Genomic DNA, 16,989 nt, shown 5'->3' on the forward strand with positions numbered 1-16,989 from the left:
ATTAATAAGTCACAAAAATTTCTACGCGACGATTCAACGCTCGACCTTTTGAATCGCTGTTGTCAGCAACAGGTTGCCGGTCCCCTTTTCCCTGAATTTTGATATTCTTCTCAGGTACCCCTTCGGCTATCAGAATTTGTGCAACATCATGCGCACGCTTTTCTGATAAGACCTGGTTATCAGGGATATCTGCTTTATGCACAGGTATCGAATCGGTATGACCAACAATCACAACTTGCCCTTTCACTCGCTCGATTTCATTAGCCACGCGTTTGAGGATCGCAATACTTGCCGGCTGCACTGTTGCTGAGCCAGTAGAGAACATAGAGTCACTTTTAAAGACAACTTTGCTCTCGCTTTGCGTTTCATCCACGGTAACCAACTGCTTTTCAATTTCTGCTTTTAAAAGCACGGCCAGGCGCAATCGCATAGGTTTAAGTGGTTTAACTGCTTTGAGATTCTGAAGAGCAACAAGCCGTTCCTGCACGGAAAACTCCGTTGCCAACAGATGGTATTTGCACCAGATAAAGGTACTGGCGATTAAAAACGCTCCGACAACCAGTGACACACGCACAGGTAATCGGAAACCACGTCTTTTAATGCCAGTTCTGACGACTGTACCGTGCGGCGAAAGTTCGTTTGGAACCCTTTCTCTGGTGCTTTGCAGTAGCGTTAACAAACGCTGACGAATCTTGGTAAGCTGGCGCTCCCCTTCTTCGATTACGCTATAACGCCCTTCGAACCCCAGCCCCAGGATACGCAACAGAACATCTAAAACATCTGCGTAGTCATGGGGATGCATAGAGAGGCGACCGACCAGCAGGAAAAATTTATTCCCCCCGTCGTTATCCCCTTCAAAATGGTTCAGCAAGTTACTTTGTGACCACCCCACAGCAATACCCCAGGGCGTTGTATGCGCTGCTTCATCCAGAGCAGTACAAATACAGTAACGAACGATGGCCATTTTTTTCCACGAGATCTCAGTTTCGTCGCATACCACGCTAAAAATGTTAATTTCATTTTTAAACGTCCTCTTCAAAACTTCAGCTTGTTCGTTGTTGGCCATCTCTTCCGGCATTTCGCTGAGCGCTCGCAGCAGAGGCTGTACCGCCTCAAGCAGAGGCGTGGAGGAAGCATTCACCTTCTGTATTCTTTGCTGAACGCTTTCCCCTTTTAGCAGCGCATCATTGAGATCTTTACGGGCCGAAATCTTTTGGCCTTCGCCTGAGGGGTCAACTGTTGAATCAGGAGCCAAAGTCTGGAACTCCTGATCATCCTTTAAAAACATCCCTAACGCTTGTAAGCTCTCTTCGTCATCCTCGGGGGATGTGCCAAGGCTTAAGTCATGTTCGGCTGTCAATCCCTAATCCCCCACAACTCCATTCGTAACGCCGGGAAGTCACCCGCAACGTGGAGAGCGATGGCTCCCGTTGTCGAAATGGATTCCCAGAAAGGACCGCTCTTTTGCAGGTCAAAATAGACGTGACCAGCGCTGTAAGGAATTTGTCTTGGCGGCACCGGCAGGCTTTGCAAAATAAGCCCCGGCAGGTGCGAACGAACCAGTTCACGCAACTGCTGTGGAGCGCTGATTTTGACCTGCGACTGGAACTGCTGTTGCAGCATATCCAGGGGAATTTGCGCATGAACAGACAATACGATGCTGGAGAAAGAACGTAGCTCATGTGGAAGAGCCATCGCTGACCAGACGCCATTGCCCTTATTGATCAATGGAATAACCTGACCTGCTCTCACCAGAATCTGGTTCAGAAGCTCATGCACTTCATCGACCAAAGGTCGAATTGAGGCATACAGATTGGCATGATCATAGCCTGGTGCAGGCTTTGGTCGTCGAGTTTGCGTTCGCACAAATGTGGAAAGCTCACCGGCTAATTTCGCAAGCTCCTGATAAAGCATGATTGGCGGCAGCTCAGGGACATTACGCAGGTGATCCAGTATCGGTTCGTATTTATTGAAAATTTGCAAAAGCAAATAATCAACAATTTCTGCACTGGCGCTTGCTTTACCATCACTGTTGGATAAGCGCGATGCCAGCATTCCTGCCCGCATTTTGACCAGACCATTAAGGTGAGTCAGCCACTCGCTTAGCAATGTACTCGCTGCATAGCCGGTAACCGGTGGGATATAATCATCCTGATGGAGTAGTACGCTGCCGTCGGGCTGAATAGCTTTTACCTGGGTCAATGACAAACCAATCCATGATTCCGTCATCTCACTTTCCAGCATGAGCTTTAAACGTAAACTCGCGAGCTGGACTGGCTTCGGTCCTTGCCTGATGGCATTTGTGTCATTGAGTTCGGTTTCAATGGCGTGGAAGCGAGCAAGTGAGCTAGTAGCAAACTCATCGAAAATGGTTTCATCACTATTATCGAAGCGTAAAGGAACCGCCAGAACGATGATTTTACCAAGATGCTCAGGCGTAATTGTCAGTGGCTCTGGTAGCTGTGCGTGCCCCGGTATATCAAAAGGCGTACCGTCAGGCAGTACCCCTTTACCAGAGCGTAGTACCAGTTTTCCGTATGACAGCGCTTCCTGGTCTATTTCATATTGCGCAAAACCCCAGAAAAAAGGGGTGATGGTAGCAGCTCGTTTGTGAGCGTAATATTCCAGATAACGTTCTTGCTGTTGAAAAAGCTGTGGGCGCAGGAACAATCCTTCGCTCCAGATAACCTTATTTGTTCTCACGGTTTATTCCATTTCATTCATTGAAATTGTGAGTTGATCAAAACGCACGTGTAGTATTGTTTGTTTTTTCGAGAAGATTTTTTTATACCAGGGTCGCTGGTCTTCTTTCTTTAAATAATAAATTTTTTGCCAATCGGCATGTTCCAGGTCGCGATATGCAGCAACAAAACCAAGTGCGATAACATCAGCATCAGCATGGATCTCAAGCTTTCTTGATTCGCCAGGCCTGAGCATAATCTTATCTATCTTAGTTAATTCGTTCGCTAAAAATGTATCATGTCCCTCTACCAGGGAGAAATAGTCGCTATTCTGAAATGCATCTACGGATTTAAGCTGATAAACGCTTACGCTCACAGGTGCAGCTTGCTTTTTGATATCAGGATTTGTTGATAAAGAAGATGTCATGACCAGGGAAACATTCATTTGGTCAATGTTTTTATCAGCAGAACTACAAGCAACGAGGTAACAACAACAAAAACACAAAATCGCGTTAGCAATTTTATTTCTCAGGACTCGCGTGCAGTTACTCATAGTCAACATGATTAAACTCGTCTTACTTCCACAGGTCACATAAACTTTATCCACTATTTGTCACACTGGTGGCAGTAACAAATTGTGCGATAAAGTTTAGCAAGACTAAATCTGCTATTTTGGAAAATAGCAGATTTAAAATTATCACAGTTAATTAACCGTGCAGGTTCGCCTTAACATCATAGCTGGCAGAAATAACACCAGACTTATGACCTTCCGCATTCTGCATGACATAATCTTGCGTCATTTTAGTGAATGAGAAACGAACTTCTTCGCGAGGGCGAGTTTCATCTTCAAGAGAACCAGCCATATGGACTTTTGTAATGATAACATCAGTAAATTTGATGGTTAAGTATTCCAGCGGATCACCACCAGCCTTACGAACGACAAAAGCAATATTCTTGATATGCTTACCTGTCAGACAGTAATTGAGGAGATTTGGACTTGCTTTATCGGTATAGTGTACGAAGCAAAAATCTTCAACACTTGCGCGACCAGAACCACCACCGGAACCACTGTGCATGTTTGAATGCTGGGAAACATCCCATTTCCAGGATAATACTTGAATTTCATTTTTATGAGTAGCATCTAAAGACTCACCGTCGATGCCATCAATTTTAATAAACATATCTTGAGCCATAAAATCCTCTTCGGCACTTATTATAATATAAAAATTTGAAACAAGAATTCACGTGGCAAATGCCAACGTTTCATTCTTTCCCTTTCATAACGACTTGCATTACAAAAACAGCTCCACAGCAGAAATTATTTTTCATTAATTTCTGCGGGATAAATCTTATGTGTGTGTATATATATTTAATTACGCAACATCTTTAAGCGAAGGCAATTTAGCAACCATACGCAAAGAAACAGTCAAACCTTCCAGCTGGAAATGTGGACGCAGGAAGAATTTAGCCTGGTAGTAACCTGGGTTATCTTCAACTTCCTCTACCACAACTTCTGCCGCAGCCAGTGGACGACGAGCTTTAGTTTCGATAGTTGAGTTAGCTGGGTCACCATCAACATAGTTCATAACCCAGTCATTCAACCAACGCTGCATCTCATCACGTTCTTTGAAGGAACCAATCTTGTCACGTACGATACATTTCAGGTAATGAGCAAAACGGGAGCAAGCGAACAGGTACGGCAGGCGAGCCGACAAGTTAGCATTTGCCGTTGCATCTGCATCATAATATTCCGCAGGCTTTTGCAGAGATTGCGCACCAATAAATGCAGCGTAGTCCGTATTCTTACGATGGATAAGCGGAATAAAGCCACTTTTTGCCAGCTCAGCTTCGCGACGGTCAGAAATAGCAATTTCGGTTGGGCATTTCATATCGATACCGCCGTCATCAGTCGGGAAGGTATGACATGGCAGGCCTTCCACTACGCCCCCACTTTCAACACCGCGAATCAGCGTACACCAGCCGTACTCTTTGAATGAACGGTTGATATTTACCGCCATTGCATAGGCCGCATTCGACCAGACGTACTTACTGTGATCCGCGCCATCAGTTGTTTCTTCAAAATCAAATGCATCCACCGGATTAGTGCGAATACCGTATGGGAGACGTGACAAGAAGCGTGGCATAGCAAGGCCGATATAGCGGGAATCCTCAGACTGACGCAATGAGTTCCATGCCGCATATTCCAGATTCTGAGTGAAAATCTTGGTCAGATCGCGTGGATTTGACAGTTCATGCCATGAATCCATCTGTAAAACTGAAGGCGCAGCGCCGGTGATGAATGGCACGTGAGCCGATGCAGCAACCTTACCGATGGATGACAGTAAATCAACATCAGGAGCAGTATGATCGAAGAAGTAGTCAGCGACCAGGCAACCATAAGGCTCACCACCAAGCTGACCATACTCTTCCTCGTATACCTTTTTAAACAACGGACTTTGATCCCAGGCAATACCTTTATAGCGCTTCATGTTGCGGCGCAGCTCATCCTTGGAAATGTCCATAAAACGCAGCTTGAGTTTTTCATCAGTTTCGGTGTTGTAGACCAGATAATTCAGGCCACGCCATGCACTTTCCAATGACTGAAACTCTTTGTGATGCAAAATCAAATTAATTTGTTCAGTCAGTTTGTGATCGATTTCTGCAATGATTGAGGCGATACTTTTGTACGCGTCTTCAGAAACAATTACCGTATTTGCAAGCGCCTGTTCTGCGAGTGTTTTGACTGCATTTTCAACCGCAGATTTGGTTTCATCGGTCTTCGATTTAAACTCTTTATTTAACAGAGTATTAAAATCGCTATAAGATGTAGCCTCTTTAGCTGAAGTTTGTTTGTTAATTGGTGTTTGAGCAGTAGACATGATCTTTTCTTCCTGATTAATCTTCACTCGCGGCTTCAGCAGCCTGCTGTTTTGATTTTGGTGCGGATGCTAAGGTTTTAAGCAATGCTTTATCCTGCAGAAGATTCATGACTAACTCTTCTGCTCCCGCTTTGCCATCCATATACGTTTGCAGGTTTGCAAGCTGTGTACGGGCGTCCAGCAGTTGTGATAAAGAATCAACTTTCGTCGCTATAGCGTCAGGTGAAAAATCGTTCATGCTCTCGAAGGTGATATCAACCATTAACTGGCCTTCGCCAGTTAATGTATTTGGTACAGAAAAAGCAACACGTGGAGCCATGGCTTTCATACGTTCGTCAAAATTATCAATATCAATATTGAGGAACTTTCTGTCCGCAACTGGTGGCAGAGGTTCTAGCGCTTTACCGGACAGATCGGCAAGTACACCCATAATAAATGGCAGCTCGACTTTTTTCTCGCTTCCATATATTTCCACATCATATTCGATTTGAACTCGAGGCGCGCGATTTCGCGCAATAAACTTCTGAGAACTACCTTTATTACTACTATTAACGTTCATGAATGGTCCTTTTCATTCTATATAACATGTACCCCGTGTTTAGCACACGGTACTACAGTATTAGCAAGTCACTTCATTAATCAACAAAAGATAGGCCGGACAACTACTTTTAGGAAATCATTTATATATCAAATCAATATTTGCCGTCGCTTGTATTAAGCCAGGCGTTACAGAAAAACTGCCATTCGCATAGTAGCTTGCCGAATAACTATGAGTTACATCCTCTCCTGTTGAAGAGATAGTATAGTCCTGCTCGCTACCCACACCATCAATGATCATTTGTGCTCTGGAACTATTTCGGATTCTGACCTGTACTTGCTTACTATAATCATCCCCTGATGTGTTGATCAGGTTACCAGTATTGCTATCGGCAACAGACGCGCCGCTGACGAAGCGCAATGCCACAGTTCTGTTAATCGGACAATTTTTTAGCGAAATATTGAAGGGTGTGTCCCCAACTTCGTTGCCATCCGTTTGCAGCAAGTTGGAAGATAATGTAGGAAGTTGCACCTTTTCATTATTCGATAACCCATTAATGCTGATTTCACAGGTTTCTTCAACATAAGTTCCCTTAAAATCCACTTGTATCTTACAGCTACTGTCCGTGCAGGATTGAGCCCAACCAGGTGAAGACAGCGTTAGCCACAGCAAACAGCAGATATTCATTTTGTAAATACGTTCACTCATCGTGAAATATTTTTTTAGCGTCGACATATCATCTTCCTCTGTACAACGGAGTTCCCTACGGCCGAAGAACTCGAGGCATCCAACGGATCAGGAATAATTCTGCAGCGCAAATTTTCAGAAAACTTAGCAAACATAGACCGGTGCTCAGGATCCCATCCGCGAATAAATGCCATCCCGCCCTGACCAATAATACTTTGGCTTTCTCCTGTCTCATCTACCACTTCCGTTCCTATTGGCAGTAACTCATTATTTTGATCGCGAACAACAATCACCATCGGCTTGCCTACAAGCGTTTGCATCTTCACAGCAATTGCTGAACCTGCTCGCGGTACAACAATCTGCTCGCCATCAAGGATATCAACAGTGTCTGGTAAACCTTTTGAGTCAATGGCTATGCTGTTTTCGCGGTATGGAGATAATGATGGTGAAATAGCATAGCCATTGCCATCAATATAAGCACCGAACCCATTGAGCACCTTCGCACCATCTGCCCCCTGGGCATCAACAATAGCGAAGGGATTATCTCCCAGTTCAGGCCCCAGGGTCAGACCGCCACTATGTGCGACTACGCTACCGCTGGCAGCTAACGAAATTTGTCTGGCCGAAAGATTATTCGCCGAAGCCGTCACACCAAACTGTCCGTAACGTGAGCGGTAGTTCATATTGCCATTGATAAATTCTTGCGTGCTACCGGCGCTCTCACCTGAAAGCGATGAGCCAATACCATAATTAAGCTCATTTTGTTCTCCCTGTGAACCATTCGCATTCATCATGAAATTGTTGTTATTTTTATCATGAGAGACCGAACCGTACAGCGAGCTGAACAGTGGCTTTTGTGTGTAGCTGCTACCAATCGGGATATTCACCGAAAGCGTTACACTATTATCGTGTTCTCCCTGACCACTATCAGTCCTCATCACCATGAGCGAGTAGGAAAAATAGCGGTTCGAGTTATTATAAGATATCGAATATTGCTTGGTTGGCTTTCTGTCGTCCCAGTAGTTATACAAGCTGGCTGAGAGGGACAAGGAGCTATTGTTCCAGAGACTCTGTGAGGCACTGGCTGTCAAACGTTGCTTAGTGCGGTAATCAGCCCCCTCCTCACCCTTGCTGCCATAGCGAGTAATACTTGCATCACGGAAACTATAAAATCCTCTGGAAGAATAGCGGTATGCTGCAAGCGTCATGTTAGTGCTTGTCTGCTGGACATATTTTGTATAGCCGATATTGAAGCTATTCCCTGAAGAGTCCTTGTTATTACGCAATTCGCTTTTTGCATGGGTAAGATCCAGCGAAAAACCGCCGATCATAGTGTTAATTGCGTTACCAATCGCGATGGCTAAATAATGCTCACCAGCCTGTCCACCGCCGTACAGGGTATAATTGTTTTTAAGCCCATACTGAAGGACGCTTTGTATGATTTTTGGCGACCCTTGAATGGAATCGTCATTCAGCTCACCAACAGAAGCATTGATACGGGTTACCCCCTCATGGAGTAACATCGGTGGTGCAGAAAATGGAACGCTTTGGATACGTTGACGACCATCAGCCTCGGTGACAATAAGCTGCAAATCACCACCGTAACCCATCGCACCGATGTCATTCAGTTCAAACTCACCGGGGGGAACAATAGTTTCATACACCTTTTGCCCATGTTGCATGACGGTGACTTTGGCGTTTGTTTCTGCAACCCCTCTTAATACCGGGACATAATTGCGCAATCCTTCCGGTAGCATACGGTCATCAGACTGAAGCTGTGCCCCACGCAAATTAAAACTGTCAAACAGGTCGCCTGAAGTGACAGAGTCGCCAAGCGTCAACTGGCTTTTTAACGGCGTAATATCCGTCTGAGCATAAGTATATAAATTCTGTGTACCAGAGCCGCTGTGCTGGTCCCAGCTTGTATTCATACGCTTGCGAAGACGCCAGTCTCCTAAATTCATGCCAAGCATCATGCCCAGGTTGGTGCTGAAATTCTCCTGTTCGTCGTCGCTGCTGTAGCGATACATGTTAGCGTTATAATCAATAAAGCCAGCGGTGACACCCGAATCAAAACGTGCGGGATCAATATATCCTCGCGGGTGTTTTACAAGATTGACCTGCGGGACATCGAGATTAAGTTCGAATTCACCTTCGTTATAGGAAACCTTACTATCCGGAATCAAACTATCGAGTGTTGTTCGCTGCTCAGTGCTGTTTGCTGAAGTAACAGTAGGTTGCTTTTTATCTGGTCCATATAACTGGATACCGTAAGAATAAAGCTCCTTAAGAGTAAATACAGGTTTGGCGCTAACTTCTCCGGCTACAGCAGTGAAAGGAACATCATGACGCCCATAGTTTTCGCCATTGACGATGACATAAACTGAGTGAGTACCAGGCGTGACTGGATTTCCCTTAACATAGCGAGAAACATCTATTCCCGCGCCATGAATAAAGCTTGAGTTATACTCAACTTCCGTACTATCAATATCACTATTTTCTTCTGACTCATGCCCAGGTTCTTGAGTCGCCCACACTGGATGAACCATTATTATTGAATAAAATACAGCAACCGAAAGACGCGCTGCAGACTTAATGGTTAAAGTTGCCAGGCTTTTTCCAGTTTCTTGCTGTTTTTTCTCCATTTCAGAATGATTCAATTTTGTAATCCTCTACATATATGATCTTCCTGATCTACACTCCGAAGACGAAGTGATGTAACCAGATCTAATTTTTATCTTCGCCAGAAATAAGCGAGAAACCGCTATTCCCTTTCCTTGCAAAGACTTTTTCACTTACAGCGCCGTAGTCATTAATTATCTTTAGATTTATACTCTGCACAGCTGCAGAGGAGGGTAATATAGGTTTAGCAAAAATATCATTTGTCGTTAATGGGGCTAACATACTCGTGTCCAGCGTATAAGACTTACCTGCTGACTTTACTGTTACGCTATCGAAGGACATGTAATATTGAGTAGGATTCACAATCCTAAAACCATTTCCCTTATTGGGGTCGCTAATAGGACTAAATTGTAGTTTGGCAACTTCAGCCGTGCCGCTACTGTTTAATGTTGATGGACGATAAAAAATCTTAATTCGGGTACGAAAAGCCAGTTCCAGCTTGTTCGGCGTCGCACTTTCTGATTTATCCACCGGCGGTATTTCCAGCATGTTAAACCAAAAGACAGATTCTCTGTCCTGGGGAAGTGGCATCCCATTGTAGAGAAGGCGAACCATTTGTCCCTTTCCAGGTTCCACACGGTAAACCGGCGGCGTCACTAAAAAAGGTACTTTCATATTATTTATATCGGCTTTTGTATTACCATCATCCACCCATACCTGAACAAGAGGGGGCGTTTTACCTCGGTTATTAGTCCTGACACTGACCTCTTTTTCAGAGCCCGGAAAAATAATCCTGGTTCCTGTGATTGTCATTGCAGCCAGGCAAGCATTTGAAAAAATGCATAATGCTAATACTAAATAACGTTTCTTAAATAACATAACCCCACCGCATTAATGAATGCTGCATGCCGAAAAATTTTCCAGCATGCAGCAAAATAAAGTTACTTATTAATTAATAATAATCTGTACCAGATTATGGATACGCCAGGGTGTACTGAACTACAGCTTTAACAGTACCTGGTGAAGTTGGAGCAGTCGCATAATAACCACCAACATACGTCAGTTTTGCTTTGTTAGTGGTTGAATCCACATCAAATGACTTACCAGTTTTACCTACAGAGAGGAAGGTACCATCCGCATCGTATAAACGAACTTCAACGGTCTTTCCTGCAGTGTTTGCTGAGACGTCCTGGTTAATCAGGTTCCCTGTAACTGCGTTAAACTTAGTTGCATCAATCGCTTCGAAGTGGGCTGCTACCTTAGTGATAGTCGTCGGGCAATCAGTGACATTAATATCGAAAAGCGTAGAGCCAGCCTGGCTACCCGCTGTTGCCAGTGATTTGGTAGATATTTTAGGTAAGGTAACCTGAATATCTTTAGAATCATCAGCAACAACACAAGTATCATCAGTGAGTTCACCGTTGAAGGTAACAATACCTTGGCCATCAGACAAAGCGGCAAAAGCAGATGTTGATGCGAGGCAAAGAGCAAGCGCACTCATGTAAGTATTTAACTTTTTCATTTCACATAGTCCTTTAAATTATATTTTAACTGTATCAAACAGTTTTTCTTAAAATGAAATCTCTTTATGTTAAAGAAATTTCAAATCCTTTTTCGCTATTCCAATGCAGCAAAATTGATTTAACAAAACCATCCACATCATTTTTTATCAAATACTGACCCAGATCAGGCATGATATTCTGCTCTATGAAGCGAATGAGTAACCTGGCACCAACCTCTGTGGCAGGGCACTGACTAACAATGTGTTCCACAACCTCATCGTGATACTCCAGAAGCACTCCGTAGCGTTCCTGAATACGTCGGCCTATGCGGTCAAGATGTAACCTGACAATAAATTTGAGCGACTCCTCTGCCAGTGGTAAATAAGGAATAACACTCACTCGACCAAGGAATGCAGCCGGAAACTCTTTTAGTAACTCTGGTTGTAATAACGCTGGCAATGTCTGTGGTTCAGGAGCTGATTGCGGATCACTACATACTGAACTTAGCAGTTCGCTACCAACGTTACTTGTCAGCAAAATAATTGTATTTTTAAAGTCGATATGACGACCTTCACCATCTTCCATCCATCCTTTATCAAAGACCTGGAAGAATAATTCATGGACATCTTTATGCGCTTTTTCAATTTCGTCGAGTAGTACCACGCTGTAAGGTTTACGACGAACAGCTTCTGTCAGTACCCCCCCCTCGCCATAACCTACATAGCCTGGAGGAGAACCCTTGAGTGAAGAAACGGTATGCGCTTCCTGGTACTCACTCATGTTGATGATTATCAGGTTCTGTTCCCCACCGTATAAATGTCCTGCTATCGCCAGCGCTGTCTCCGTTTTACCCACACCGGATGGCCCTACCAGCATGAATACACCGATAGGTTTTTGTGGATCGGCAAGCCCTGCCCGCGAGGTCATAATACTTTCGCCAATCTGCTTAAGGGCATGTTTCTGGCCGATAACACGCTCTTCAAGACGCTCCGGTAACTCCGTTACCATCCTGATGTCGTCTTTTAGCATTTGCCCTACAGGGATCCCCGTCCAGTCCGCGACAATGCTGGCAATGACTTCCGCGTTAACTTCAGCTTGCACCAGAGGTTGTTCATGGCGAACGGTTCCCAGCTGTGATTCCAGCTCATTTAGCTGAGCACGATATTCATCAACATTTTCACCGCTGGTAGTGGCCTCATACAATTCACCACGCTGTTTGATAAGCGACATAACCAGCTCTTTTTCTTGCTGCCAGCGGTCTTCGAGGACCTGGGCTTCCTGAGAAAGGCTCGCTTGTTTTTCTTGTAACTGGGCTTCTCGTTCTAAGCTCTCTTTGCCGTAATGACGACTCTTCTCCAGCAGCTCCAGTTCAGTCTGCGTGGTTTCTATCTGATACTTTAGCGTTTGTAATGCAGATGGCGGCGCATGTTGCGCCACAGCGACTCGTGCACAGGCGGTATCAAGCAAACTGATAGCTTTATCCGGAAGCTGACGTGCAGGAATGTAACGATGGGATAAGCGTACCGCGGCCTGAATGGCCTCATCGACAATCCACACGTTATGATGCTTCTCAAGCATGGGGATTAATCCACGCAGCATAGGTATCGCACTGTCTTCTGCCGGCTCATCAACCTGCAGTACCTGGAAACGACGGGTTAATGCCGGATCCTTTTCAATATGACGTTTAAACTCGCTCCAGGTCGTCGCTCCGATAGTGCGAAGTTGGCCACGGGCAAGCATAGGCTTCAGTAGATTGGCTGCATCACCGGTTCCCGCATTCCCTCCGGCACCGACGAGCGTATGAACTTCATCAATAAAGAGAATGACCTGCTGAGGAGAATTAACGGCCTCTTCAAGTACGGCTTTCAGGCGAGCCTCAAACTCCCCTTTCATGCTGGCACCTGCAGAGAGTGCAACAATATCAAGTGCTAGCAGGCGAACATTTTGGAGTGCAGGAGGAACTTCACCGGCAATAATGGCTAGTGCTAAGCCTTCAACAACGGCGGTTTTCCCAACGCCCGCCTCCCCTGTCAGCAGCGGGTTGTTCTGGCGTCGACGTAACAGGATGTCCACCATGGTACTGATTTCATGGTTACGTCCGAGAACAGGATCGATTTTGCCGTCACGTGCAAGCTGAGTGAGATCGGTAGAATATTGCGCCAGATTGCCGCTTTGTTTCACCGACAGAGCATTGCTGGCCTCTCCGGGGATAGAACCGCTTAAATCGCGATATTCACTACCCGCCTGGGTCTCAGGAGATGCCTGCGTAATATAACCAAACTCTTTACTTAGGTGCTCAAGGGATATTTTTTCCAGCCCCGGAGCCAGCATAAACAGCTCACGGCGTAGCTCCATGGTTGTCAACAATGCCATGAGCAAATGACCGCTACGAATTAACTCTCCTGAACACTCAAGGCTGGTGTAAATCCAGGCGCGCTCAATAGCTAATTCAATATTAGAGGAGAAGTCATGAATACTGCTGGCACCGGCCGGCAAACGCATAAGAGCCTGAGAAAATCCGCGCTCCATGCTATCGGCGTCCACCTCGAAGTATCTGACAATCATACGGAAGTCGTTATCTTCGTTAGATTGCCAGAGCTGGTTCAGCCAATGGATAAGTTCAACGTAAGGATTGCCGCGAAGTTTACATACTGCGGTTGCACTCTCAATGCCTGTAAATAGCGTAGCATTAAGTTTGCTAAATAGGTTCTTTCTGGTAATAGCCATTGTATTTAAAAGTCCTTTTCAATTCATTGCGCCACGATCTTAAAGATCATCCATTGGCAAACTCTTGTCGCGGTAGATTAATCCTCTGCAAAACAAAACCAAAATCTTTTTGTATACCTGAATACAAACTTAAGATTTTTACTCGGTCCCGGCTCTTACACTCAAAAACCACCAAGAAATCAACCCAATGAATTTCATAAGAAAAATAAAATTGTTAACATAAAGCACATGATATTTTCACTTTACTTAAATATTACATCGATAGCAGTCAACAATAGCCAATATCCGAAACAGAGAAAACCATTACTTATTTAATTGAGCACATTATTTTATTGTGGCATATATAAAAAATAAATGCCCTAAATCTCAGCTATAGCAAACGTGCTACACACAGTATCGTTTTATGTCTAAATGGGCATCTCACCTTTGAGGCAGTAAAGTGGATCAGCAATTTTTAGACTATTACAACAAAGAACTTACCTTTATGAGGGAGATGGCCAGTGAATTCGCTGACCAGCATCCTAAAATTGCACGTCGTCTTGGCATCAATGGGATCGAGGTAGCCGATCCTTATGTCGAAAGGTTAATCGAAGCTTTTTGCTTCATGTCCGCGCGTACCCAGATAAAGCTGGATGCAGAATTTCCTAATTTCACGCAAAGACTGCTGGATGTGATTTATCCTGGCTACAACTCACCGGGCCCTTCTATGGGAGTGGTGCAAATACAGCCTAATGCCAAGCAAGGCGATTTGACTGGCGGCTATGTTGTCTCTCGTGATAATGCTTTTTTTTCACGAATCGCTGCCGGTGAGATGACCCGCTGCGAATTCCGTAGCAGTCAGGATGTCACGTTATGGCCAGTGGAAATAACAGAGGCAAGGCTGACCTCTGTCCCTCCCGATCTACCCAATATGGACCAACAGCGCATTTCACAGCATAAGCTTAAAGGTGCGCTGCGAATTAAAATCAAGCTGCAGGGAGATCTGGTCTTTTCACAACTAGGCAATCTTGACAAGCTTCCTGTCTATATCAATGGTGATGAACGCATTGTTTCGCATATCTTTGAGCTGATTCATGCTCACCATGTTGCTGTAATCGTTCGGTCAGGTAATACATCAAACCGTCAAGACACGATCATCAGTAAGCAGCCGCTGGCTTTCGAAGGCCTGGAACCCGGTCAGAGCTTGCTGCCACTTTCGTGGAACATTTTTCATGGACATAATTTGTTGCATGAATATTTCTCCTGCCGACAGCGATTCTATTTCTTTACGCTGACGCAGCTTTCCGGTGCACTTAAGAACAACCACACTAACGAAGCAGAAATCGTCATTCTGCTCGACAGACTTTCTCAAGATCTGATTAGTCACGTGAATGCATCCCGATTCTTGCTCTATTGCACGCCAGTCATTAATTTGTTCCCTAAACGGCTGGATAAGATTGAGATCAACCGGGCATTGAATGAGTTCCATGCCGTTGCCGACCGTAGCCGCCCGCTGGATTATGAAATATTTTCTATTCAACGGGTATTTGGACAGCAGGCCGAGACCAGCAGCGAGGTGACCTTCAATCCGCTGTTCCAGACCAGGCAGAGTGATAATGGCAACTATGGCCGCTATTTCTCAATGACCCGTAGACCACGAGTCAATGACAAAAATGCCCGAAAGTACATTACTCGAACCTCCTATACCGGCACAGAAGTGTTTATCTCTCTGGTTGATCAAATGCAGGCGCCCTACGCGGACAATATTCGCTATCTTTCTATTGAGGCAATGGTGACCAATCGTGATTTGCCGCGGTTGATTGTTAAAGAGGGGAATGTCGACCTCACCATGTCAAGCTCCGCACCTGTGTTTGGTGCAACTTTTGTGTGTCAGCCCAGCGAGCCTCGTCCCCCCTTCGCGACAGGGGAATCCGCATGGCGTCTTATTCGTCAGCTCAACTTTAACTATCAGCCGCTATCTGACATGGAACATCAGCCTGGCGGCGAAGCTCTGCGCGACATGCTGCGTTTATTTATTCATAACGCTGACAGAGAATCCAACGCACAAATTGATGGCCTTGTCGGCTGTAAAAGTGAGCCAGTGATCCGCCGTCTGCCTGGTAATGGTCTTTTAGTCTATGGCAGAGGTATACGCTGTTACTTAACCGTTGATGAAGAAAACTTTTCCGGCAACAGCCCCTACTTATTTGGTCTGATCATGGAAAACTATATCGCGCGCCACGCTGCTATAAACGTATTTACTGAAATGGAGCTGCACTCTATTCAACGCGGACTGGTCGGTAAATGGCAGGCCCGGCCAGGAAGACGAGGCGTTGCGTAATGAAAAATGCCCAGCACGTACCAGCCAATGCCGACCTCTCTGTCTGGTACAACGAAGAACACCCTTGGGGAGCTGGATTCACCAGTCTGATGCGTGCGACTTCTGCAAAGAATCCGCACCTTCCGCCGCTTGCTAAAGCGCAATTGCCGGCTGAGGAAAATTTTCGACTGGGACAGTGTCCACACATGACGTTCTCACCACGTGAGATTGCCAGTCTGAGCAAACAGAACGGGAAACTGAAAGTTCAGCTTTTTAGCCTTGGCATGTGGGGGGCACAGGGCGCAATGCCATTGCATATGACCGAACAGGCTTATATGCGTGCAGAGCAGCACGATCGTACGCTGACAGATTTTGCAGATATTTTCCATCATCGCGCTTTAACACAACTTTATCGAGCATGGTTTGTTTCCCAGGATACCGCTTCGCTCGACCGTCAGGAAGATGAGCATTTCACGTTTTACATCGGCAGTCTGATTGGGCAAGACCCTAAAAAGCTGGATGGTACACATCTCCCCATTCACGCTCGCCTTGCCTCTTCTGCCCACATCATACGTGAGGCCCGCAACCCTGAGGGTTTACAAGGTGCGCTGCGCTACTATTTTTCCATCCCGGTACAAATAGAAGAGTTTTCTCCCCAGTGGGTGTTTCTGGAGAAGAACGAGCAGTCGATTCTGGGCGATGAAGATAGCTCATTGACTCTGGGTGACGGCGGCATTCTGGGGGATACCGTCCAGGACCGGCAACATAAATTCAGCCTGATACTTGGCCCCTTAACGCTTGAGCAATACAACCGTTTCAGGTTGCGTGGTAAAGACTTGCCCGTACTGCGTGAATGGGTGAGGAACTTTGTAGGTTTTGAATATGCATGGGATGTGAAACTTATTCTCGCCGCTGATGAAGTTCCGATAGCAACACTCGATGGTAATCATCAACTTGGCTATGCCACCTGGCTTGAACGACATGCTGTAGATGAAGCAATGGCTGGAATGAGCTTTGAACCAGAAATGCATCACAATTTATAAAAATACATGGC

General features: G+C 45.4%; 13 protein-coding genes. 2 read left to right on the forward strand and 11 right to left on the reverse strand.

What is annotated here, in order from left to right; all coding sequences use genetic code 11:
- Position 1 precedes the first annotated feature (1 nt).
- The 11 genes from tssL to tssH all read right to left on the reverse strand — a co-directional run bounded on the left by tssL (position 2) and on the right by tssH (position 13,636).
- Positions 2-1,288, reverse strand: coding sequence for a type VI secretion system protein TssL, long form (tssL, locus tag HYQ67_RS06985; RefSeq protein WP_202302836.1), 1,287 nt, complete (start codon positions 1,286-1,288; stop codon positions 2-4).
- Positions 1,289-1,356: 68 nt separating this feature from the next.
- On the reverse strand, positions 1,357-2,703 hold the full coding sequence (gene tssK, locus HYQ67_RS06990; RefSeq protein ID WP_202302736.1) for a type VI secretion system baseplate subunit TssK: 1,347 nt from the start codon (positions 2,701-2,703) through the stop codon (positions 1,357-1,359).
- Positions 2,704-2,706: 3 nt separating this feature from the next.
- Positions 2,707-3,243: a type VI secretion system lipoprotein TssJ gene (gene tssJ / locus HYQ67_RS06995; protein WP_202302738.1), complete on the reverse strand. Its 537-nt coding sequence runs from the start codon at positions 3,241-3,243 to the stop codon at positions 2,707-2,709.
- Positions 3,244-3,388: 145 nt separating this feature from the next.
- Complete coding sequence (locus tag HYQ67_RS07000) at positions 3,389-3,874, reverse strand: Hcp family type VI secretion system effector (RefSeq protein WP_202302740.1); 486 nt, start codon at positions 3,872-3,874, stop codon at positions 3,389-3,391.
- A 180-nt stretch (positions 3,875-4,054) separates the two neighbouring features.
- Positions 4,055-5,560 (reverse strand): type VI secretion system contractile sheath large subunit, encoded by a 1,506-nt coding sequence (gene tssC, locus HYQ67_RS07005; RefSeq protein ID WP_202302742.1) that lies wholly within the window; start codon positions 5,558-5,560, stop codon positions 4,055-4,057.
- A gap of 16 nt (positions 5,561-5,576) precedes the next feature.
- Positions 5,577-6,119, reverse strand: a complete 543-nt coding sequence (gene tssB / locus HYQ67_RS07010; RefSeq protein ID WP_202302744.1) for a type VI secretion system contractile sheath small subunit — start codon at positions 6,117-6,119, stop codon at positions 5,577-5,579.
- Between the two features lie 117 nt (positions 6,120-6,236).
- Positions 6,237-6,833, reverse strand: a complete 597-nt coding sequence (locus HYQ67_RS07015; RefSeq protein WP_237391131.1) for a fimbrial protein — start codon at positions 6,831-6,833, stop codon at positions 6,237-6,239.
- On the reverse strand, positions 6,821-9,430 hold the full coding sequence (locus HYQ67_RS07020) for a fimbria/pilus outer membrane usher protein (RefSeq protein WP_431355431.1): 2,610 nt from the start codon (positions 9,428-9,430) through the stop codon (positions 6,821-6,823). Before HYQ67_RS07020 ends, HYQ67_RS07015 begins: the two co-directional genes overlap by 13 nt.
- Before the next feature lie 82 nt (positions 9,431-9,512).
- Positions 9,513-10,286 carry a fimbria/pilus periplasmic chaperone gene (locus tag HYQ67_RS07025; protein ID WP_202302746.1) on the reverse strand — a complete coding sequence of 258 codons (774 nt, stop codon included), beginning with the start codon at positions 10,284-10,286 and terminating at the stop codon, positions 9,513-9,515.
- A 94-nt stretch (positions 10,287-10,380) separates the two neighbouring features.
- Positions 10,381-10,929: a fimbrial protein gene (locus HYQ67_RS07030; protein WP_202302748.1), complete on the reverse strand. Its 549-nt coding sequence runs from the start codon at positions 10,927-10,929 to the stop codon at positions 10,381-10,383.
- 64 nt (positions 10,930-10,993) lie between these two features.
- A complete protein-coding gene (tssH, locus tag HYQ67_RS07035; protein WP_202302750.1) occupies positions 10,994-13,636 on the reverse strand; it encodes a type VI secretion system ATPase TssH in 2,643 nt (880 codons plus the stop codon).
- A gap of 439 nt (positions 13,637-14,075) precedes the next feature.
- Here tssH and tssF point away from each other — a divergent pair, with 439 nt between their 5' ends.
- On the forward strand, positions 14,076-15,956 hold the full coding sequence (gene tssF, locus HYQ67_RS07040) for a type VI secretion system baseplate subunit TssF (RefSeq protein ID WP_202302752.1): 1,881 nt from the start codon (positions 14,076-14,078) through the stop codon (positions 15,954-15,956).
- Positions 15,956-16,978: a type VI secretion system baseplate subunit TssG gene (gene tssG, locus HYQ67_RS07045; RefSeq protein ID WP_202302754.1), complete on the forward strand. Its 1,023-nt coding sequence runs from the start codon at positions 15,956-15,958 to the stop codon at positions 16,976-16,978. The genes tssF and tssG overlap by 1 nt, the downstream gene beginning before the upstream one ends.
- Positions 16,979-16,989: the final 11 nt, after the last annotated feature.

The organism is Dryocola clanedunensis subsp. sulfonylureivorans (genome assembly GCF_016756775.1).
GTDB lineage: Bacteria > Pseudomonadota > Gammaproteobacteria > Enterobacterales > Enterobacteriaceae > Dryocola > Dryocola clanedunensis.